At 56.7% G+C, this 21682-nt stretch carries 15 protein-coding genes; 9 read left to right on the plus strand and 6 right to left on the minus strand.

Annotated elements, in window-relative coordinates:
• Window positions 1-43: 43 nt before the first annotated feature.
• On the plus strand, window positions 44-1336 hold the full coding sequence (locus tag FYC48_RS20910) for a GspE/PulE family protein (RefSeq protein WP_160149675.1): 1293 nt from the start codon (window positions 44-46) through the stop codon (window positions 1334-1336).
• Window positions 1337-1544: 208 nt separating this feature from the next.
• On the opposite strand, the gene FYC48_RS20915 is transcribed toward FYC48_RS20910, so the two are convergent.
• Window positions 1545-2609 carry a ThiF family adenylyltransferase gene (locus FYC48_RS20915; RefSeq protein WP_149498746.1) on the minus strand — a complete coding sequence of 355 codons (1065 nt, stop codon included), beginning with the start codon at window positions 2607-2609 and terminating at the stop codon, window positions 1545-1547.
• Between the two features lie 66 nt (window positions 2610-2675).
• Between FYC48_RS20915 and epmA the strand changes: the two genes are divergently transcribed.
• The 3 genes from epmA (at window position 2676) to FYC48_RS20930 (ending at window position 7029) form a co-directional block, all read left to right on the plus strand.
• Window positions 2676-3647, plus strand: a complete 972-nt coding sequence (gene epmA / locus FYC48_RS20920) for an EF-P lysine aminoacylase EpmA (RefSeq protein ID WP_149498747.1) — start codon at window positions 2676-2678, stop codon at window positions 3645-3647.
• A gap of 127 nt (window positions 3648-3774) precedes the next feature.
• The gene (locus FYC48_RS20925; protein ID WP_230779925.1) at window positions 3775-4317 is read left to right on the plus strand and encodes a hemerythrin domain-containing protein; all 543 of its coding nucleotides are present in this window, start codon (window positions 3775-3777) and stop codon (window positions 4315-4317) included.
• Between the two features lie 168 nt (window positions 4318-4485).
• Window positions 4486-7029 (plus strand): DNA gyrase subunit B, encoded by a 2544-nt coding sequence (locus tag FYC48_RS20930; RefSeq protein WP_149498748.1) that lies wholly within the window; start codon window positions 4486-4488, stop codon window positions 7027-7029.
• A 176-nt stretch (window positions 7030-7205) separates the two neighbouring features.
• Here the strand turns inward: FYC48_RS20930 and FYC48_RS20935 are convergent, their stop codons facing one another.
• On the minus strand, window positions 7206-8276 hold the full coding sequence (locus tag FYC48_RS20935; protein ID WP_149498749.1) for a S1C family serine protease: 1071 nt from the start codon (window positions 8274-8276) through the stop codon (window positions 7206-7208).
• A gap of 74 nt (window positions 8277-8350) precedes the next feature.
• Window positions 8351-9562 (minus strand): S1C family serine protease, encoded by a 1212-nt coding sequence (locus FYC48_RS20940; protein ID WP_230779919.1) that lies wholly within the window; start codon window positions 9560-9562, stop codon window positions 8351-8353.
• A gap of 66 nt (window positions 9563-9628) precedes the next feature.
• On the opposite strand from FYC48_RS20940, the gene FYC48_RS20945 reads away from it, so the two are divergent.
• Together FYC48_RS20945 and FYC48_RS20950 are read left to right on the plus strand one after the other, a co-directional pair.
• On the plus strand, window positions 9629-10660 hold the full coding sequence (locus FYC48_RS20945; RefSeq protein ID WP_149498750.1) for an NAD-dependent epimerase/dehydratase family protein: 1032 nt from the start codon (window positions 9629-9631) through the stop codon (window positions 10658-10660).
• A 174-nt stretch (window positions 10661-10834) separates the two neighbouring features.
• Window positions 10835-11629 (plus strand): MBL fold metallo-hydrolase, encoded by a 795-nt coding sequence (locus FYC48_RS20950; RefSeq protein ID WP_149498751.1) that lies wholly within the window; start codon window positions 10835-10837, stop codon window positions 11627-11629.
• Between the two features lie 71 nt (window positions 11630-11700).
• On the opposite strand, the gene FYC48_RS20955 is transcribed toward FYC48_RS20950, so the two are convergent.
• Genes FYC48_RS20955 through FYC48_RS20965 form a run of 3 tightly spaced genes read right to left on the minus strand, consistent with a single transcriptional unit; the run spans window position 11701 to window position 15031 of the window.
• Window positions 11701-12492, minus strand: coding sequence for a 2-phosphosulfolactate phosphatase (locus FYC48_RS20955; protein ID WP_160149676.1), 792 nt, complete (start codon window positions 12490-12492; stop codon window positions 11701-11703).
• Entirely contained in the window at window positions 12492-13973 is a 1482-nt protein-coding gene (locus FYC48_RS20960) for an MATE family efflux transporter (RefSeq protein ID WP_230779915.1), read from the minus strand. The genes FYC48_RS20955 and FYC48_RS20960 overlap by 1 nt, the downstream gene beginning before the upstream one ends.
• Window positions 13970-15031 carry a rhomboid family intramembrane serine protease gene (locus tag FYC48_RS20965; protein WP_149498753.1) on the minus strand — a complete coding sequence of 354 codons (1062 nt, stop codon included), beginning with the start codon at window positions 15029-15031 and terminating at the stop codon, window positions 13970-13972. The genes FYC48_RS20960 and FYC48_RS20965 overlap by 4 nt, the downstream gene beginning before the upstream one ends.
• A gap of 275 nt (window positions 15032-15306) precedes the next feature.
• On the opposite strand from FYC48_RS20965, the gene FYC48_RS20970 reads away from it, so the two are divergent.
• The 3 genes from FYC48_RS20970 to FYC48_RS20980 all read left to right on the plus strand — a co-directional run bounded on the left by FYC48_RS20970 (window position 15307) and on the right by FYC48_RS20980 (window position 21462).
• Entirely contained in the window at window positions 15307-15639 is a 333-nt protein-coding gene (locus tag FYC48_RS20970) for a HesB/IscA family protein (protein WP_149498754.1), read from the plus strand.
• Window positions 15640-16067: 428 nt separating this feature from the next.
• On the plus strand, window positions 16068-16313 hold the full coding sequence (gene yidD / locus FYC48_RS20975; RefSeq protein ID WP_235034347.1) for a membrane protein insertion efficiency factor YidD: 246 nt from the start codon (window positions 16068-16070) through the stop codon (window positions 16311-16313).
• 373 nt (window positions 16314-16686) lie between these two features.
• Window positions 16687-21462 carry an Ig-like domain-containing protein gene (locus FYC48_RS20980; protein WP_149498755.1) on the plus strand — a complete coding sequence of 1592 codons (4776 nt, stop codon included), beginning with the start codon at window positions 16687-16689 and terminating at the stop codon, window positions 21460-21462.
• The last annotated feature ends 220 nt before the right edge of the window (window positions 21463-21682 follow it).

Here is a 21682-nt window from a genome sequence, read left to right on the forward strand (position 1 = left end):
ACAGTGACGCATCGCGAACAGACGACAACGGGAAGAAGCCATCGTGAAAGACGAATCAACGATTGAATTTCAAGAAGTCCAGGGAGGGGGCGGAGACACGGAACTGACGCCACCGGAATTGTTCGCGGCGAACTTGATCGAGTGGGCGTTGGAGCGACACGTGAGCGACCTGTTTGTTTCCGATGTTGACGGGGCCGTCATCATCACCGTCAGACGACTCGGGAAAATCGAACCCGTCCGTCGTTTCGCCAGTACGTACGGGCATCGCCTGCAAGGCCATTTACGAGTTCTCGCGGGCGCGGACGCGGGCGAGTCAGTTCGTCCTACCGAAGGGCGCGGAGTGATCACAACGCCCGACGGATCGACCGCGCATCTACGACTCAGTAGCGTCCCGACGATCTTTGGCCAAGACGTCGCGATTCGACTATTTGATCCCACGCGTGGTCGCAGGCGGATCGATCAGTTGGGGATGGATCAAACCGATGTCGATGCGATCGAGTCGTTGGTTCGCCGAAAAAGCGGTTTGATTCTTGTCACCGGTCCGGTTGCCAGCGGAAAAAGTAGCACGCTGTATGCGATGTTGGATTATCTCAACGACGGCAGCAAGAAGATTCATACGATCGAAGACCCGGTCGAACATCCAATCTCCGGTGTCATGCAATCGCAAGTCAACACGCGAGCAAGGATGGACTTTGCGGATCTTTTAACCGCCGTCTTACGCCACAGCCCTGACGTGATCATGATCGGCGAAGTGCGTGATAGCCAAACCGCCCGCGCGGCGATCCGCGCCGGCGCAAGCGGTCAACTTGTACTCGCCACCGTGCATTCAAAGAGCGCCGCCGAAGCGATCGAGATGATGCTGCAATACGAAACCGATCACAAGTTCTTGTCCAGTTCGTTAAGCGGGGTGATCAACCAACGATTGATTCGTCGACTCTGTACCGAGTGCCGCAAGGTGGTCGATGTCGAAGATGAAATCGAAGTCCCCGATCGCCTTCGGTCTCGGATGGACGGTCACAAACCGGTTTTGTATCGCAGCCAAAAGTGCGGTGGCTGCCACGAGGGAGGCTATGACAACCTGATCTCACTTCCTGAAATCATGTTGGTCGATGCTCAAATCGAAGATGCGATCAGCAACCGGGCGACGGCGATGGAAATCGAATCAATCTCGATCCAAAATGGAATGCTTAAGCTACCCGAGGTGGCGCTCAGCTACGTCCTTCGCGGGCTGACGTCGATTGAGGAAGTCAACCAGGTGCTCAACGACCCGATCCTCGCTTCACTAGCACGCAAGTGGTCACGTTCTGACACGATCGCCGAATCAGGATCGAAGTAGCGATTCAACCGACGTAGAAAGGTGTGTTCGCCTCTGTCGCCGATCGAATCATCGCCCGTCGGCTTCGTGTTTCGTCAACATTGCAAATTTGGATCAGCCGATTGGCGTAGCCACGGTTTCGGTGCAATCACTGTGCTAACGCACGTCCACTGACGAGTCGAACTCGGGCATTTGATCTCGCTAACGCACGAGGCCCGAAGCGACGCTGTTAGCTGCCGACGTAACGATCGACCAGCGATCGGGCACGAGCGATTTCATCGGTCCCACTTACAATCACTCGACCATCGCGGAAGAGTGTCAATTGTGTCGTCGCGTCAATTTGCAATCGAACAAAGAAACGGGTTTGCTGCGTCGCACCGGCTTTGTCCCAACGTTTCGCCAACGCGGCTAGGTCAACGATGCGAGGCTCGACCGGGGTGATTTGAATCGCATTGCGACCGCACAGCTCGGTTTCTGTTTGCGATCGTTGTTGTCCGTGTAAAAACTCAAATCGTCTTTGTCGACAGGCCACGCAAGTCGGTGCGGCGTCTTCGGTCAAACTCACACGCCGCGTCCGGTTGTGCCAGAAATCGATCGAGACCACGTCTTGGCTAATTGCATCGTGGTTACCGGTCAGCCATTTGATCGCTTCGGTGACTTGCAGACTTGCGATCGCGTGCGTTGCCGAGCCAAGGACGCCGGCGGTATCACAGGTCTCGACGGCATCGGGCGGCGGAGGCTGTGGGACGAGGCATCGAAAGCAGGGGCGGCCAGCACCGTCAAACAGCCGCACCTGTCCGCTCGCACCGACGCAGCCACCGTGAACCCACGCCGTTCCTGTCGCCAGGGCCCAATCGTTCAGCAAAAACCGGACCTGAAAGTTGTCCGTCGCGTCGACCACCAAATCGACTCCGGCGAGCAGCGATTCGATGTTGTCCGCTCGCACGTCCACCACAAGTGGTCGCAATTCGACGGTGTCATTGATTTCGGCCAAACGGGTCGCAGCGGCTTCTGCCTTGCTTGTTCCGGCAGAAGCATCGGCACCATCGAACAATGATTGCCGCTGCAGATTACTCCACTCGACAATGTCACGATCAATGATTCGAATCCTTCCTGCACCCGCGCGGCAGAGCAGTTCGGCCGCAACCGTTCCCAGTGCACCGCAACCGAGGACGGCGACGTCGGATTGCCGCAGCCGCCGTTGGCCGTCTTCGCCAATCGGGGCAAATTGCTGTTGTCGACAGTAGCGGTCATTGGAAGGCTGGTCGTGCAAAGGCTGGCCGTTCGTGGGCATGACAGTCAATGTATGACAGAAACAATGTGCGAAAAAACAATGAATGACAAAACCGAATAGGGCGTGATGATCAACTTGCAAACCCTCACGGCGCGGGCGGAGCTCCTTCGGCGGACCCGCCACTTTTTTGATCGACATGGATTCAGCGAAGTTCAGCCGCCTTGCTTATCACGTGACTGTGTCGTCGATGCATACTTGGATCCTATTTCGATTCCGACGGATCGGCTAGGCGTCTCTGACACAAGGTTGTCGGCGAATTATTTCCTGCAGACGTCTCCCGAATCAGCGATGAAACGCTTGCTTGCCGCCGGAGCCCCGTCAATCTATTCACTCGGTCCAGTCTTCCGGGGCGGCGAACTGGGCGACCATCACAACCTCGAATTCACCATGCTGGAATGGTACGAGGTCAACGGCGATTACGAATCGGCACTGCAGCTCACGGCCGAATATGTCTGCGAGATGCTGGCGGTCGATCAAGTCGGACGTGTCAGCTACCGAGATGCGTTTTTGAACGCAGTAGCGATCGACCCGCTGGAGGCGTCCGATGGCGAAGTGATCGCGTTAGCCGAGCAGCTTCTCCCCGACTGGTCGCCAACCTCAGCCGGCCGCTCGCATGCCGATCGCGATGACGCACTTGACATCATCTTGTCGCAAAAGGTCTCGGCTACGTTGGGAGCGAAGCACCCCCAGCTATTGATTGACTATCCGTTATCGCAAGCGGCATTGGCGAAGCCATCGGGTAATGATCCCCGCTGTGCGTGCCGGTTCGAATTATTTGTCGGTGGCGTCGAGCTTGCCAATGGCTATGACGAGTTGCTTGATGCCGACGAACTTCAGGAGCGGTACCGAATCAACAACGAAAAACGTGTTGCAGTCGGGAAGTCGCCGCTGGCGATTGAAACGAGCTTGATTGCGGCGATGCGGCAGGGGCTGCCCCCATGCAGCGGCGTCGCATTGGGGTTCGACCGGCTAATGATGGTGATGACCGAATCGCCGGCTTTGTCCGATGTCATCCCGTTACCTTTTTGGGAAGCGTAATAACTCAACTGTTCACCACAAGCGTGCTTCAAGTCCCATTGGGCCGCGAAAATGCGGTGATTCTACTCCTTCGAATGCGGCCAGCGGTTACAATAGAAGCGTCTCAAAACGAATAGGAGGAGGCCCAATGAGTGATGCGATCACGCAAAGCAATACCGGGATTCCGGCAGTGTCAGCGCAAGGGGAGTCGTGGCAGATGCAACAGAAACGCAGCGGGCGTTTGGGAGTCAACGCCGCCTTCCTCCAAGAAATCAAAGACGACAACCGCCAGTTAAAAACGGATTGGGATCGGCTGGTCCCCATGTTGGCCCATCCCGAAACAGCCCTGAATCACTGGAATGAGATTGTCGCCGCCCTGGCGGAATTGCGTGACCAGCTTGCCATCCACTTTTCGCTCGAAGAGGCCTACGGTTACTTTGACGATGCGATCGATGTGGCCCCGCACCTAAGTGTCGAAGCTGAATCGTTAAAAGGCCAGCACACCGCACTGTTTGCCCAGATTCGCGACTTAGCTGATCAATTCGCCGAAGCCGACCTGAAACGCGACGGTCAAGTTGAAAAACTATTGCGGAAATTCGACGCCTTTCAGGCCGAATTTCAGACGCACGAAGAGTCCGAATTGAAGCTGATTCTCGATTCCTTTGGTGACGACATCGGCGTCGGCGACTGAATCCAGATTTGTGGCGGCAACATCGAGCCAATCGAGGCTCAGACGTCTCGCGAAAAGCCTGGAAAAATGCTAGAATCCGGCTTCTAATAGCAGCCCTTCGGGCCTTGCCCGAAGGTGGCAATTCCCCGGAGGTGCGATGATGTTTTTCCGCCTCCTTGATAGGGTTCTATGAGCGACGCCTCCTCCCCAGAACCGGCCGATTCTGAACCAATTGATTCGACTCCCGCACTGAGCGCCACCCCGGCGGCGAACGAGGAGTACACCGACGAGGATCTCAAGCACCTCTCCGACCTCGATCACGTTCGAAAACGCCCCGGGATGTATATCGGCGATACCTCCACTCGCGGTCTGCATCACCTTGTCTACGAAGTCGTCGACAACTCGATCGACGAGGCGATGGCGGGATTCGCGAGTAAGGTTTCGGTGACCGTACACACCGACGGAAGCGTGACGGTCGAAGATGACGGCCGCGGTATCCCTGTCACCCAGCACAAAGAACTGTCTGCCGAGATGGGCCGCGAAGTCAGCACGCTCGAGGGCGTGATGACGGTATTGAAATTCGGCGGCAAGTTCGAGAAAGGCGCCTACCAAACCTCCGGTGGTTTGCACGGCGTCGGCGTCACGGTGGTGAATTTCCTCAGCCAATGGGCCGAAACCGAAGTCAGCCGAGATGGCTTTACGTGGAGCCAGGAATACGAGCGTGGCGTCGCGACCGGCCCCGTCGTCAAGGGCCGTGAGACGAGCAAGACCGGCACGAAAACCACCTTCAAAGCTGACTCGCAAATCTTTTCCGTTACCAAGTACAGCTTTGACACGCTGAACAAACGACTGCAGGAACTGGCGTTCCTTAATAGCGGCGTACGGATCACGTTCTTAGATGAACGCAACGGCGAAGGCGGCGACTTTCGCTACGAACGTGGTATCACCGAATTTGTCGAACACCTTAACCGCGCCAGCGATGCATTGCATGCCGATGTGATCTCCATCGTCGGCGAGAAAGAAGGGTGCCAGTACGAGATCGCACTTCAGTACAGCACCGAGTACACCGAAAACGTCCAGTCCTACGTCAACAACATCCACACCATCGAAGGCGGAACGCACGTTAGCGGTTTCCGATCGGCATTGACGCGGACGTTGAATAATTACGGCAAGAAAGAAAACCTGCTGAAGAATGCCGCACTCAACGGTGACGACATCCGTGAAGGGATCACGGCAGTCATCAGTGTTCGAGTCCCACATCCTCAGTTCGAAGGACAAACGAAGACAAAGCTGGGCAATAGCGAAGTCGACGGGATCATCGCCGCCGGCGTCGGTGAACAACTCGCGAAGTACCTCGAAGAAAACCCCCGAACTGCCAAGGCAATCGTTCGCAAAGGCTTGCTCGCGTCGGAAGCCCGTGAAGCCGCTCGCAAAGCAAAGGATCTGCTGCGAAAACGAAAAGACGCCCTCGGGGGCGGCGGCCTGCCTGGCAAGCTTCGCGATTGCATCAGCAAAGAGATGGAGCGGTGTGAGCTTTACCTAGTCGAAGGTGACTCGGCGGGTGGATCCGCCGAAGGTGGGCGGATGCGCGATTACCAAGCCATCCTGCCACTTCGCGGTAAGATCATCAACGCGTACAAGAGCCGCGAAGACAAGGTCCTGGCAAACGAAGAAGTTCGCTCGATGATTCAAGCCATCGGGACTGGTATCGGTAACGACCAAGACATTTCCAAACGTCGCTACAACAAGATTGTGGTGATGACTGACGCCGACGTCGATGGAAGCCACATTCGCACGTTGCTACTGTGTTTCTTCTATCGCCAAATGTACCAATTGGTCGCCGACGGGCATGTCTATGTGGCACAACCGCCGTTGTTCCGTGTGACCCAAGGCCGCAACCGGTACTACGTTCAAACCGAAGAAGAAATGAAGGGCCAATTGCTCGACCGCGGTTTGAATGACACCGTCTTCGAAGCCGAAGACGGTCGTCGCGTCGAAGGCGATCAGATGCGAAAGCTGTGCTCGTCGCTTGCTTCGATGGAAGACGCAATCTTGGCACTCGAACGTCGCGGCGTTTCGCTACGGGTTCATGCGCAACGCCTTGACCCGGTGTCGAACAAATTACCCGCGTGGTTGCTGACGTACGGGAACGAAGAACATTGGTTCCAAAGTACCGACGAAGTTCAGGAACACCTGACCGCGAACCAACTGATCCTCGATGACGAAGCCCGCGCCGAGGAAACCGAAGGCGAAGGCGCATCGGCTGAAACAGAAGAAGCAAAGCCCGAAGAACAAAAGCAGATCGCGCACTTGGCCGAATTGCACGAAGTCCGCACGATCAATAGTGGCTTGAAAGAAATCGCCGTCATCGGGTTCTCAATCGATGACCTGATTCCCGCCGATCGGACCGGACTGACGACGCCACGATTCGAACTCGTTCGTGGAGAAGACACTCGGCGACCGCTCGACGACCTTCGTGAGCTGCTGCCCGAAGTGCGTGCGGCCGGTGAAAAGGGTCTGCAAGTGACTCGCTTTAAGGGACTGGGCGAAATGAACGCCGAGGAGCTTCGTGAGACAACGCTGGACCCAACCAACCGAACGCTGGTCAAGGTGAACATGAAAGACGCCGGAGCGGCGGACGAAATGTTCCGACTGCTGATGGGCGATAAGGTCGAACCACGTCGCGAATTTATCGAAAAACACGCCCTCGACGTGCGAAATCTCGACGTCTAAGACCACACGCGATTGCCGCGGGCCTCGATCGCTGCGGGGCTCGCCCGCTACCCGTTTTCGGTAGAAGTGGCCCGACAACAACGCGATCGGACGACGGCATTTGCTTGGTCGCATTTTCCGATTCGCGCTGGCGCGATACGCAGCTGCGCCGTCGGCCGGCACCGCTCCCTAACACGTTATTGCCGACGAGCTTCGTCGAGCATGCTCACCATCTCGGCACTGACCAACGCCGAGGGCAACGCGTAGGTAACGACACGCCCGGCGCGGGCGATATTGACGCCGATTATATTACCATCGGAATCGAGGATCGGCCCGCCGCATTGATTGGGCGCCAGAACCGTGTCGTGCTGAATCACCTGATCAAACCCGCTCAGACGGGCGTTGCGTGGGCCGTTGACCTTTGCATCGTTTTGCGACTCCATTAGCACGGTTTGATCACGCATGCGAGCATCCAATTCCAACGTGTCGTCACCACGCATGATGGTCAGCTTGACTACCTCGCCCGGATAGAACCGGCCCAGTGTCGTGATCGCCGACTTTGATCCCGACATTTGCTGGCCATTAATTTTTAGAATCCGATCACCATCCTGGAGTCCGGCATCGGACGCGCCACTGCTGGGATACACCGTTTGAACGATCGGTGGTTCAGTACTGCCGTCATAAAACGTTACCCCCAAGCGACCACGGTGCCCCACATGTCGGGCGCGAACGCCAAGCGTTCCCAGCCCCAATGCGTATCCGTCACGGTCGGGTGTGATGACGAAGCTGCCCGTCGGTGGTTCCACACTCGCAAAATTTGCAGGCTTGATATCCCAGGTTTCAGGTTCGCTGCCGTCAAGTTTAAGCAGCGCCAAATCGTTGGCCGGACGGACCGCGGACACGCGGGCGGGGACTTTTTTCCCACTGGGAACGCGGACTGAAATCGGCGCCGCACTCAGTTCACTGTATTTGGTCACCGCGTAGCCGTCGGCGCTGACGATGGTGCCAAGGGCAACGATGCGTCCACCGGAAAAAACTTGTATCACCGATTGGTCGACACGCTCGGAGAGTGGTCGGACCAATCGCATCATCGCGGCACTGTCACGCGAAGCAATTTCGGGGCGACGTGCGAATAGGCCTTGCAGCCATGATTCCTGTCCCGAAAGCGATGTGGTATCGACGACCAAGCAAGCGATCGCCAAACATCCTGTCGCTAGCCAACTCCGGCCAATGCGACGAACCAGCGTTTCCTGATGAGGATGATCCATAACTTAAAATAGGAGCGAGCGAACGAAAATGTTGAATGCAAAAAGGATGGATGATCGCGTGGCAAACAGCTCTGCTAATCGCCGCTGCGACCGATCTCGACCGATATTCGAATCGTCGAACCGTTGCGCCGAAGCAGGATCGGAACCCGCTCGCCGGGCATGGTATCGGCGACCGCTTTGCGAAGCGATTCGAAATCAGAAATTGTTTTTTCGCCGAATTCGATAATCACGTCGCCGACTTCAATTCCGCTTTTCTCGGCCGGTGAGTTGGGGGAAACATAGTTGATGGTTGCCAGCGGATCTGATTTTTTCCCAGTCACGCCGAGGGTCGGCTTGAAGTTTGGCAGGTGTCCCCAAGCCTCGCCTTTGGCCATCCGCTCCCATGATGTGTCGTAGTGATCGATTGGCACGTGCAAGTTATCCGCCACGTCATTTCCGATGCGGCTGTGGACGGCTACCAGTTCGCCGGCAAGATTGAAGAGGGGGCCGCCGCTATCGCCACCGATCAATGCACAATCGGTCCGGATCACGTTTGGTTCGACATCCAGCAGCCGACCGACACGAACCACCGGTCCGCGTGAGGCGTCATACCCACCGGGATGCCCCATCGCTACACACCACATTCCGGGGACTAGGTTATTGCTTTTCCCGAGGCTCGCATGTGGCCAAGGTTTGCCAAAATCTTGGTTCGGGTCGATTCGGATCAATCCCGCGTCGACATGTCGATTCATTCCCAACGTCGTCGCCGTCACCCGCCGCCCGTCGCTCAACGTTATCACCGCCCGTTTTCCGGGTCGCATCGCGACATGTGCCGCAGTGACGATGTATCCGTTGCTAGTGATCAGCACCCCACAGCCCTGAGCGGCCCCGATCCGGACGCTCACCGTGCACTTCGCCGCGCGTTCGGCGACAAGCCGATGCTGGTCTTCCATCCGCCGCAGGATCTCCAGCGAATCCGGCGTTCCACCGATCCGCAGCAATTCCTCAAGTTCCGCAGGGACGGGAACGCGTGTGCCTTCGGCGGGAATCTTGCGAGCAACATAGGCGTTTGGGCGCGCCGAAGAAACGTCCTGCTGCTCGAAGTCCGGCTGACCAAATCCAGGACGGATCGGTCCCGGAATCGTTTGAGCCACCGCGCTGGCAGGACAAGTCATCAAAACGACGCCGCACAACAATGCACCACAAAAAATCGCGGCCGGCGAAGCGCCATCGCTTCGCAACACCACCGAAGCCAACCGAGCCACCGAAGCCGACCGAGCATTGTGAGCATGGCGTTCGCAATTCAATGGGTTCCCTCTCAATTCGTTCCCTCGTCTAATTGACAGATTCTAGGTCAACGGTGCGGTGCGTGCGTGGCGTCCCATTGTAGCCGGGAAGCGATCAAAGGCGAAAATGTGATGGAAAATGGTGTCCGTGCCCACCAAAAGGACGTCCTAGTGGTAGGGACAGGCTACCTGGGCAATCGGGTGGCCCAACTGTCGCAACGGCTAGGGTACCGTGTCTTCGCGACAACCCGCCGTTTAAACCGATTGGACGAGCTAAAAGGGCGGGGATTCCACCCAATTTTGCTCGATTGGAACGATTCACGGATGTTTGAAGGGGCAGGAATTGTGTCTGCGGAGTCAAGCTCGCGCGATGATTCCAGTCAGGTTGCCGACGCGGTCTCGCTGATCGACCAGTCGTTTTCGCCGGAATTAAGAGTCCTCGTCGCGGTCAGCTACGACTCCCAATCGCCGTACTCGCGGTATGAGTCGCAGGTCCTGGGGCTGCGCCGGTTACTGCGATTTCTTCCCGAAGACGCCCGCATCAGCTACGTCAGCACGACCGGCGTCTACCATCAAACCGACGGAGTGTGGGTCGATGAAACTTCGACAACCCGTCCGTCACGCGAAGCCGCTCGGGTGCATCTACAGGCCGAACAAGAACTTCATCGCCGGCGTCCCAGCGGCATGAACCTTGTGTTACGTCTGGCCGGAATTTACGGTCCTGGGAGGGTTCCCCGCGTAGCCGATGTGGTGTCAAAGGTTCCAATCGCGACGGTTCCAGATAGCTATGTCAATTTGATCCACGTCGAGGACGCGGCGCGTGCATGCGTTCGCTCGTGGGACTATTGGGATGAAACAGCCGATCGCAGCCCATCGATGCAGCGGCGGTTATTTTTGGTGGCCGACGATCGGCCAGTTACCCGCGGGGACTTTTATCGCCACGTCGCTCGGCTCTCCGGGGTCCCGGAACCGGAGTTTGTGGCCCCCGATTCCCAGACCACGCCACGGCGGCGAGCCGAAACGAATAAGCGGATTTGTAACGCCAAGATGAGACGCCACCTAATTCAGAAATTGAATTACCCCGACTACCGCGAAGGTCTGGTAAGTGCATTGCATTGACCGCTACACTGACCGGTCAGTCCGGACTTGAGTCCCCCCGACCAGGACGGACCTCGTCCCCGCGCAATCCGGTGGTCTACATCGTCGGCGGTCATGAATCCACCCGATTGCGATAGCCTACGGGCTTCTTGTGGCCAGTTGTTTACCGCAACGTTGACTATCAATCTAAATCTGATGCTTGAACGAAATCCAATCTTTCCCGGAATCATTGAACTGAACTTCCAAGCCCGAGAAGTTCTGGGGTGCAACGTCTACTTGATCTACGACGCCAACGAATGGGCGTTGGTTGACATCGGTTATGAAGAAACCGTCGATGAATTTGTCGATATCATTCGGCAGCTCGATTTCCCGCTCTCGCAGTGCAAGACATTGATCGCCACCCACGCCGATGTCGACCACATCCAAGGCCTCGCGAAACTGAAGTCGATCTTAAAGACCACCGTTACCGCCCACCCCCATGCCGTTCGGCCGCTTGCCGAAGGTGATCCGTTGTGGACGCTAGCGGAGATCGAGGCTCAAAACCTAAAGCTCGAAATGCCGAAAGTCGACGTCGAGCACCAAGTCGACAATGGCGACATCATCAAAGTCGGCAATCTTGAAATCGAAGTCTGGCACACTCCAGGTCACACGAACAGCCAGCTCGCATTTCGCATCGGTGACGTGCTCCTAAGCGGCGACAACATTTATCGCGACGGTTGTATCGGCGCAATTGATGCCCATCACGGTAGCGACATCAAAGCATTCATTAAATCACTCGAACGGATTCGTGACAGTGACGTCAAATGGCTTGCCCCCAGTCACGGGCCGATCTTTGCGAACGACCGCGATTTCATGAATCGCACCATCGATCGAGTGCGAGGCTACTTGCACATGGCCGACTTCGGAACACTCGCCGAATCGTGGCCGCTAATGGACCAGTGGGACGACGAAGTCGCCGAAGGGAAGTTACCCGAAGGTCTATCCGGCTGACGTCAACCGACGTCGATGAGGCAATTGTCCTGCGCGTTTTCGCCTGCTCGGCTTGGCCTATCCGGGGATCGTTAGCCGGTCCAGCCGAAAGAAACGATCACATCGTCGGGTTGAGCGGGCAATCGTTCGATCGTCCCCCCGACCGAATCAATAGCGGCACAGCGATCAAGGTCAGCACCGTAGCCTGCGGCGAGAAGATTTCGTCCGCCAAGTGAATCACGAAGCGTTTCGCCGAGCGGAATACCGGAATCGTTGACTTGCCGCCACGCCGCCCAGGCAAGCCTGGCCGAATCATCGAGAACGATTCGTTCATCGTCGGTGCCGCCAAAGCGATCGATCATCGCACCGGCAAGCAACACGTCTTCGCGACTGATTTGCTTTTCCGTTCCCGCGCAAACGATCAATACGTCGTCTTCGTTTTGAAGGCTTTCGATGGTGTCACCCAGATTCAAGAACGACACCGTCAACAGACGTTTCGCATGTTTGACCGATGCGATCGCACGCGTCCCATTCGTGGTCGTCATCAAGACTTCGCGATCGGCGACGACCTCGGCGGAGTACTCGGCGGGCGAGTTACCGAGATCAAATCCGTCGATCGGCACACACGATCGTTCGCCGCAAAGCAGCGGTATGGAAGCCTGTTGTTGGGCCGCTTGCTGGGCCAGATGACGTGCGATTGCGATCTCGCCACACGTGCTAATCTTTGCCGCACCATTGCGGCCCGCAGTCGCCATGACACTGGTCGCGCGCAACACATCGATTACGACGGCACAGGGCAGCCGAATGACGGAACGGCCATCGTCACCGCGATACTTTTCAGTGATCAGTGATGGCAAAAAGGCGACCGATAGATTCTTGGGCATTAAACCATCCGCATTGATTTCCAGCGGCCACCGAGAAAGCGAATCACCATGGTGACAGCCAGGGTCCAGATCCACGCGGTGATCACCCACCACCATAAGTACAAGGAGTTCTGCCCGTCATCAAGCACCATTCCGGTGCCGACCGCGGCCACGCTGACGATCGCGCCAGCGAGTAGAACGAACCAGGTATCACCGGCGCCCTTGAGTGCCGCCGCGATGATCAATTGGACCGCATCAAACACCACGTAAGCGGATACGAACCCGAGCAATGTCCCTGCGATGACAATCGCCGATTCGGATTGCCCGTCGGCTTTGCCAAGTCGGTAGAGCGAAAGCAACCAATCGCCGCCGGCTTGGTAAGCAACCACCCACATCAACGAATACGCCAACGAAATTAACAATGCCGCCACGGTAGTTCTCGCTGCGAACGCGGGGCCGTTTTGAAGCAGATGCCGTCCGGCCAAAACCGACGTGGCAATCGCGACGCCAACCAAAGGGATGAATGCAATCATGTTGAAATTGATCGCCATCGTTGTCGCCCGGAGCGGCATGTCGCCCATTTGGCCGATCTTCAGCACGATGATCGTGAACGCGCTCGCTTCGGTGAGATACATCAACCCACTCGGAAGACTAAAATAAACAAAGTTCCAAAGAACCTGCCAATCCAAGCACAGTCCGGTGTCTAGGCCGTATCGTTTGCGATAGTCCTTCCGGAACAAAATCGCGGCATAGCAAACGACCTTGAACCAAAACGCCAGGACGCTGCCGATCGCCGCCCCGGTGATCCCGAGCGCCGGGAATCCGGCATAGCCAAAGATCAGCAGCACGTCCAAGACGACGTTCAATAAGCCGCTCGCGACCGACACCCACATGATGACCGAAGTGCGTTCGGTACCACTAAAAAAACCACTGAGCGCCGACTCGATCACCAAGCCCAACCCGCCCAACATCAGCCAACGCAAGTAGGTCGTTTCGGCCGGGATTAGCGTCGGATCTTGGCCCGCCATTGTAAATAAGCCTTCGGCGAAGAATCCCGCGAAGACGAACCAAGGCGATGTGATCAATGCGATCCAAATCGACTGCCAAAGCAATCGTCCGATCTTTTGTTCTTCGTTGTTGCCGATGAGTTGACCGATCACCGCACCGGTCATCGATGCGGCGCCGACGGGAACACAGACCAGCACCCAAAATAAATTGCCGCCCGCCATCGACGCGCTCATCGAGACGCCGTCATAAAACATCAATAGCGTGCGGTCGGCGAACAGCACGATCGAAAACATACCGGTGCTGACCATCAACGGTAGTGCTACACGAAACACCTCCATCGCCGCTCCGAAGAGTGTCGTCGGCGCGGGCAAGTTGTTTCGGTCCAACAGCGGTTGTGATTCGGCGGCCGGTTCCTCGCGATCGATCGAATCCTCGCCCCCGAGGGCAGGCGACGGTTTCATCGGCGACACGGCGAGGTGGTCAGCATTGGTCACGGAAATCGGCCTGGAAAAGCTTTGGCGATCACCACCGCGGCGAGCATGCCCATGAACAAGCCACCGATGTGCGCCCCATTGGCGATGTGATCAAGGAAGAAAATACAAATCACCAAATAGCCGAGCAAAAAGGCGACGTTGGAGGGAGAGATATCGATCGGGTAACTATTCGACAGCATCGGTCGGATCCATAGGTAGCCGAACAGTCCGATCACCCCGCCAGACGCGCCGATCGACGAATGAGATCCGGCCAAGCCGTGCAAGATCGGTGGCAACGCACTTTCCGGTGGCAGCGAAACTTGAAAAAGCGTCCCCACAATCGCGCTCGCAATGAATAGCACCGCTAAGAACACGCTGCCTTCGATCCGCTCGATCGCTGAACCAAGAAAGAACAAGGCCATCATGTTGAAAGCCAAGTGGAATGTGTTGCCGTGAAGGAAAATAGGAGTCACCAATCGCCAGACTTCACCCTTCTTGATCGAGGCATAGGGATCGCCGTCGATCAGATAGTCACTCGGTTCGACAAAGGTCAATGCATTACGGAGCGTTTCTTCGCTGGAAGGTTCACCCGGAATTAGCGAACGCTGTGGACGGTCAAAGCCAGTCGAAAAACTAGCCAACACCGAAAGCACGATGATCGTGATCACGACCGGGATCGTTTGCTGGCGAGCTCCGATCCGCGACAGGCCACCACCGGACATTCCACCGGGAGTCCGATGCTGGACTTTTTTGACCAATTGTTTTTTTCGCTGCGCGTCCGACGCTTTCTTTTTACGCAAAGATTCCGCTTCGCTGGCGACCCGAAATTTCTCCGCATCCGGGTCGGCACGAAAGGCCGCCAATTCTTCGCGAGCCCGGTCGACCTGCTCTTCGTCGCGAATCCACAAGTGGCATTGGTAGTCACCAGCGGCGACCTCGCCGTTCGTGTTGTCGCCAGTTTGGGGGCCCGATTCCGTTGTTTTTTCGATGTCGAGATTGCACTCGATCGACTGGGTAAACAAATAGTCGGTAAAACGGCGGGCTTTGGTAGGATCCGAAAGGGTGCCAATCCGGCGCATGGAATTTGGTTACTAAGGGAGGAAAAACGGGCCACTGGAGGGGCTTCGCGGGGAGAGACTCGCAAAAACAGCAGACTTGAACGCCCGTTTTGTCGAAAATCACCCGCGTGGCATTTGTCGATCAGACTTGCCGCAGCCGGGCCTCTGCTGAATACTATGACGGGTAGTTAATTCGGTCGCCATGCGATCTGCCGGAAAGAAGCGGAAACCGCTTCACGGTGACTACACTAACAACGAACTATTCGATTCGTCCACATAACCCAGGTGACGCCCCAATGGCAGTCAAATTGAGCGAACGCGCCGCTCAGGAAGTTGAGCGGTTCCGCAAGGAACATGATTTCGGTGACGATATGGTCCTCCGTATTGAAGTCGCTGGCGGAGGATGCAGCGGATTCGAATACAAGTTGAACTTTGACGACAAGTTTGACGAGACCGCAGATTCGAAATACGAAAGCTTCGGTGTTGCCGTCGTCGTCGACAAGAAAAGCGCCCTGTACCTCGATGGAACAACCGTCGATTGGTACGAAAGCCTGGAAAAGCAAGGCTTCACGTTCGAAAACCCCAATGCCGTGAAAACCTGCGGCTGCGGTAGTTCGTTCCAAGCCTGATTTCAGGCTCAGATACGTGCTGAGTGAGACGCTGATCGGCGGTGCCAACGAGCACTGCCGATAGCCGCCCCCATCAGCCGCAGAGCGTTAGCTCACGGTTCCCCCACTGCTTCGTCAGAATCTGAAATTAGGATTAGCCGATCGGCGTTAGCCGCGGTTTCGGTGCAACAACCGGGGCTAACGCCCGTCGGCTGATATGCCGACCCCGAACATTTGGTTGACACCGAGCCCTAATCCGCCCCCATCAGCCGCAGAGCGCTAGCTCGCGGTTCCCCAACCATCAGCCGCAGAGCGTTAGCTCACGGTTCGCGTTCGCCGCGGTTCCCCCGCCATCAGCCGTTCCTCCGGCGGTGATCGCCGCGAACGGGCTTTCTCTGACGCGCGCCCCCAGCACGCAGGCCCCCCCTCTCCCTGAAAAGGCCTCTGTCGTGATCGCTCGGATTCTGATCGGGTGCATTCGAGGCTACCAGAGCTACGTCAGTCCGCTCTTTCCCCCCCGCTGCAGATTCCGGCCGACGTGCAGTCAATATGCGGTCGAGGCGATTCGTAATTGCGGCCCCTTGCGAGGGACCTGGTATGCGATCGTGCGAATTTTGAAGTGCCATCCCTTGCACCCAGGTGGCGAAGATCCCGCACCGCAGGGACGCCAAACCGGCAAGGATGGCGGCAACTGAGACCTCACATCGCTCGAAACCGTCGTTTGGGCGAAGCGAATTGGGGAGTCGAAAAAGTCGATCGAGGGCGGTTTTTTCGGGGATTTTGAGATCCCATCGTCTCTGCACATGATGGAAGCGGTAAATCTGCTTCCAGTCACCGTCTGCGTTCCCTCAGCCGGAACAATTTCGCGGTTTCTGCGTCCAACTAACGCTTGTCAAAAGGTAGCGGTTGTGACGGATTTCCTCAGTCCGACCGTAGTCGATTGCCGAATGCCCCAAGAGTAGCTAGCGCGTCGTTGAAAAAAAACGTCCTAGTAACTTTCCTGGAGTGATTCGCGAAGCGTCGATCTCCGGCCCAATTGCCGACGAATTTCACCGAACTTGGTTAACCATGATGTCTAAAGGTCGCACCCTGTCTGCCCGCCGCAACCAACTTCTTCGCTCACTCGGCGAACTTTTGGGCCCCGGGAAAGAACAGCGTCCGCGTCGAAGAGGTCAACGCTTGGTCCTCGAGGGATTAGAGCGTCGTCAACTGCTCGCCGGAGATGTAACCGGGATCGGCGACGCATTGATGGGACCGATCGATACGCGAGTCGCGGCGGCAGAGTCAACCGCGGTCGTCACTTCAACATTGACCACGACCACGGAAGCAGAAGGCGAAGCGGCTCCCGATCTGGTTCAATTCGCCAAAGACTTAGCCGCCGCCGACGTGAAGTTCTATGGTGCCTACTGGTGCCCGGCTTGTTCGGAACAGAAAGCACTCTTCGAAGACGGCGAGCAATACTTGCCGTTCATCGAAGTGACGAATCCCGACCGCACCATCGGCCAGGTCGGGATCGACAACAATATCACCGCCTATCCGACCTGGGAGTTCCCCGACAACAGTCGCGAAACGGGTGTGCTGACACTCCAGCAACTAAGCGACCGCAGCGGAGTTGCAATCCCAACGAGTGAAGACCCAACGTTCGCAGAGATCGGTGACCAAACGGTCTTGATCGGATCGCCATTTCATATCCCCGTCGATGCTTACGATCCGAACGGTGGCCCGCTAACGGTGACGGTGTCGGTTGCCGACAGCAATCTGCTCGATGCGACGGTCTTGAGCGGTAACCGTTCGATTCGAATTGATATGGAAACGTACGGGGACATGGTGTTCGAACTGTTCGAACAGCGAGCCCCCGACGCTACCGGACGAATCATCGAACTCGCCGAAGCTGATTTTTATGACGACATCATCTTTCACCGCGTGGTCAACAACTTTGTGATCCAAGGTGGGGACCCAACCGGAACGGGATCCGGCGGATCAACCCTCGGAGATTTCGACGACGACTTCCATCCGGAACTTCAACACAATCGATCGGGGGTGTTGTCATTTGCCAAGTCGTCTGACGACACCAATGATTCACAGTTCTTTGTCACCGAGGTCCCAACCCGGTTTTTGGATTTCAACCATAGTGTGTTCGGTCAATTGATCGAAGGCGACGATGTTCGTGAAGCGATCAGCAATCACGAAGTCAACGGCTCCAGCCGACCCACGACGGACATCACGATCAACACGATTGAAGTGTTTAACGACACCGAAAACTCATTGATCATGCTTAACCCCGTCGGTAACGCGGTCGGCTCGACTAACGTCACCGTCACCGTCACCGACGGCGATGGCAATACTCACAGTGAAACATTCCAAGTCGACGTCAACAACGATAGCGAGAACAGTCAACCTTACTTAAGCAACGAAGTCACCACCGAAGCCGAATACAACGCCGACGAAGACGCGACGCTCCAATTGGTTAGCATCGACATCGAGGGTGATCCGGTAACCTATTCGGCGTCGGTTATCTCGAGCGGCACCGGTGCGACCGCGACGGTTAGTCAAAGCGGTTTATTGACCGTGACGCCCGCGCAAGGATTCACCGGGGTGGTCGAAGTCACCGCCCGAGTCCAGCCCGGTCCCGGCGTGACAGGACACAGCTCAAGCGACCACGACAACCAAGTCTATCAATTCAATTTTGTCGCCGATGCCGCTCCGTCGGCTCCGTCCGCTGTTGACCTTCTGGCGGCGAGCGATAGCGGTTCAAGTGATAGTGATAACATCACCAATGCCGCGACGTTGTCGTTCACGATCGAAGGCGTGACCGACGGGGCCTTTGTCGAATTGGTCAACACTCAAACCAACGCCGTGCTAGGGACGGCCACGGCCAGTGGAACAACGGCAACGATCACGACCAATAACTTCCCCGCCCTCGGGGATGGGGTCTACAACATCGCCGCACGTCAAACGATCGAAAGCACCGCAAGTGCGCTTTCGCCGACGTTGCAGGTCACCTATGACGCGACCGCTCCCGCCTCGGTCGTTGCCAGTGCGAACACCAGCGGTAACGTCGGTCGCCAGTACTTATCGGATTTGATCAGCGCCGAAGAAGGCGCGATTACCTACGCGTTGACCCAAGCGCCGTCGGGTGCCAATATCGATTCCGGATCAGGCGTGATCACCTGGACTCCCGTCACCGGTGATATTGGCGATAACGTATTTACGGTCCAGACGACCGATGTGGCGGGAAATCAAACGACTGAAAACTTCACCGTCGCGATCGCCGATGAACCGTCCGCCGAGGTCAAGTTGGTTGCCCGTGACACCGACGGCAACATTATCACCAGCCTCGAAGTCGGACAGGAATTTGTCCTCGAACTCGTTGGCGTGGACGCCCGAAACGCCTTCGATCGAGCCGGGGTCTTTGGAGCCTATGCGGATATCCTATTCGATTCGACCATCGTCCGGCCCGTCAGCGGATCTACGATCGAATACGTGGGCAATTTCCAACTCGGACCAACCGGAACATTTTTGACCGGTTTGATCGATGAACTGGGTGCCTCGTCGACGACAATCACCGCGACCAACCAAGTCGAATCGGTCATCGCCCGCGTACAGATGGAAGCCGTCGGCAGCGGAACGGTTAACATCCGCAGCGAAGAAGCAGACGGTACCGAACAGGTTTTGCTTTACGGGCAAGATGACAACGTGCCGGCCGAAGATGTCTTTTATGGGACAGTCAGCTTGACGGTCGGATTGACGTTTACGCTGAACGACGACACGGCCACGGTAGACGAAGATTCCGGTGCGACGATCATCGATGTGCTCGACAACGACACCGTCAGTGGCAGCGATTCGTTGAGCATCGTTTCGGTGACACAGCCCACCGAAGGCGGCACCGTCGTTAACAACAACGGTGTTCTTCAATTCACACCCGCGGCGGACTTCAACGGGACAACGGAGTTCACGTACCGAGCCGGAACCAGTTCCGGGGCACAAGCCACCGCGACGGTGACGGTGACCGTCAATGCCGTCAACGATCCTCCGACAGGTGTCGACGACTCGTTTAATATCGATGCAAATTCGTCGAACAACACACTGGACGTACTGGCCAACGATTCGATCGATCCTGACTCCGGTGAAACGTTAACCGTGACCGCGGTTAGTTCAACTTCCGACGGCGGTACCGTGACGATCGCGTCTGGCGGAACGGGTTTGAATTACACTCCGCCGGCCAATTTCACCGGATCAGAGACATTTACGTACACGTTAAGCGACGGAACCGCGACGACCGAAGTATCGGTCACCGTGTTGGTCGCGTCGGCGGACACGCCGCCAACCGCTGCCGACGATGCCTTCAACATCAACGAAGATATCGCCGAAGCAACCTATGACATTCTGGCCAACGACCAACGTGATACTGACAACCAATCGTTCGTCATCGATAGCGTTGGCACGCCAAGCGAAGGCGGGACGGCTCGCATCAGCAGCGATGGGACGACGTTCTTTTACGAACCCGCCGATGATTTCTTTGGCACCGAAACGGTCACATATATCATCCGTGACACCGGCGGCGGGCTGGCAACCGCGACCGTGACGTTTACCATCGCCGGCGTGAATGACGCGCCGCCGGTGTTGACCGATACCGTGCAAATTAGTCAAACCGATTCCCCGCAGATCGTTCTGCGGATCGCGGATCTTCCTGATAACGTCGATGGGTCCGGAGAAACACTGACGTTTACCAACTTGGGAACTCCGACCAACGGCGGCACCGTTGCGATCGATTCATCGGGCAACATCACCTATGAACCGTCGAGCGATTCGTTCGCCGGAACCGACACCTTCACGTACTCTGTTTCCGACGGCACGACGACCAGCAGCGGAACACTAACCGTCCAAGTCGAGAACTTTAACGAACGAGACATTCGTGTAAATTTCAGTGGCAACCAAGCCCTCTCGGTACTGAGTAGTATTCGTTTGGTTGGCACCGATGCGTTGGGCAACGATGTCAGTCAAGGTGCGATCCTAGATGGCAACAACACGCTCCTGTTTGGTGACGTTTTGCCGGGTGAATACCGCATCGAAGTGCCTGCGGTTCCGTTCTATCTCGGTGCCGAAGAAGCTCAGACCATCAATGTGTCGAGTGCCCCGACTGACGGAGACACGTCCGTAGAAGCGACGATGGGCCGACTGAAAGCACGCTACCTGTCGGTTCGCGACTGGTTGCGATCGGCCCCATCACAGTCGGCTTATGTCGTCGTTCAACCGGGTGAATCAGCCGTGTCGACGGAGCTTTCAGAGGCGGCTTCACAGTCGATCGTTGATCCCGAAATCTCATTGAATTCAAGTGCGACCGCCCTGACGATCACCGGAAAGAACAGCGCGGATGAAGATGTCACTGCAACCGTGCCAACGTCACGAACCGACTTGGTTCAAGAACGCGGACGCGTCGGTGACTTGCGGCTGTACCGGGTCAACGTGGATGACGCCGTTTTGAACTACACCGAAGTCGCATCGTCATCGGCCAGTGACACATCGATTGCGGTCTCCGGATCCGGTGAAGCGGAAAGTGTTGCAAGCCTATCAACTGCCGACGCGGATTCATCGACCGGCTTGAACGCGTCGAGCGAAGCGGAAGGCGAACCGGTCGCCCCATCGTCGAGTGACTTGATCACCGAAGAATCGTCGTCAGCTGCTACGGCAACGCAGACGCCGGCGGAGACAAACACGTCTTCCGACTCGGAAGAATCGTCCGAAAGCTTGTCGACGGTCGGAGATGCCGAAGCCGAGGCGGCGGCCTCACGAGCCTCACGATTGGCCGGTTTGACCAGCCGGTTCTTCCGCCGAGGTCGCTAATCACGACGTTTTAGGAATTATTCGCAGGAAAAACTTTCAGCGATTCTGCGACGGTCGTGTCTCGAATTGATTCTCGAAAAACGTCTAAAAACTCGCTAAACAGCGGGTTTTTGGCGTGTCGAAGGCGAAAAACCGGCCGAATCCGGGGTTTTTAGGCTGTTTTTGGCCTTGATTCGGCCAGCGGCATCATCGGTGAAGGTACAGTTTCGCCGGGCCGCGG

The sequence above is a fragment of the Roseiconus lacunae genome (assembly GCF_008312935.1).
Classification (GTDB): Bacteria; Planctomycetota; Planctomycetia; order Pirellulales; family Pirellulaceae; genus Stieleria; species Stieleria lacunae.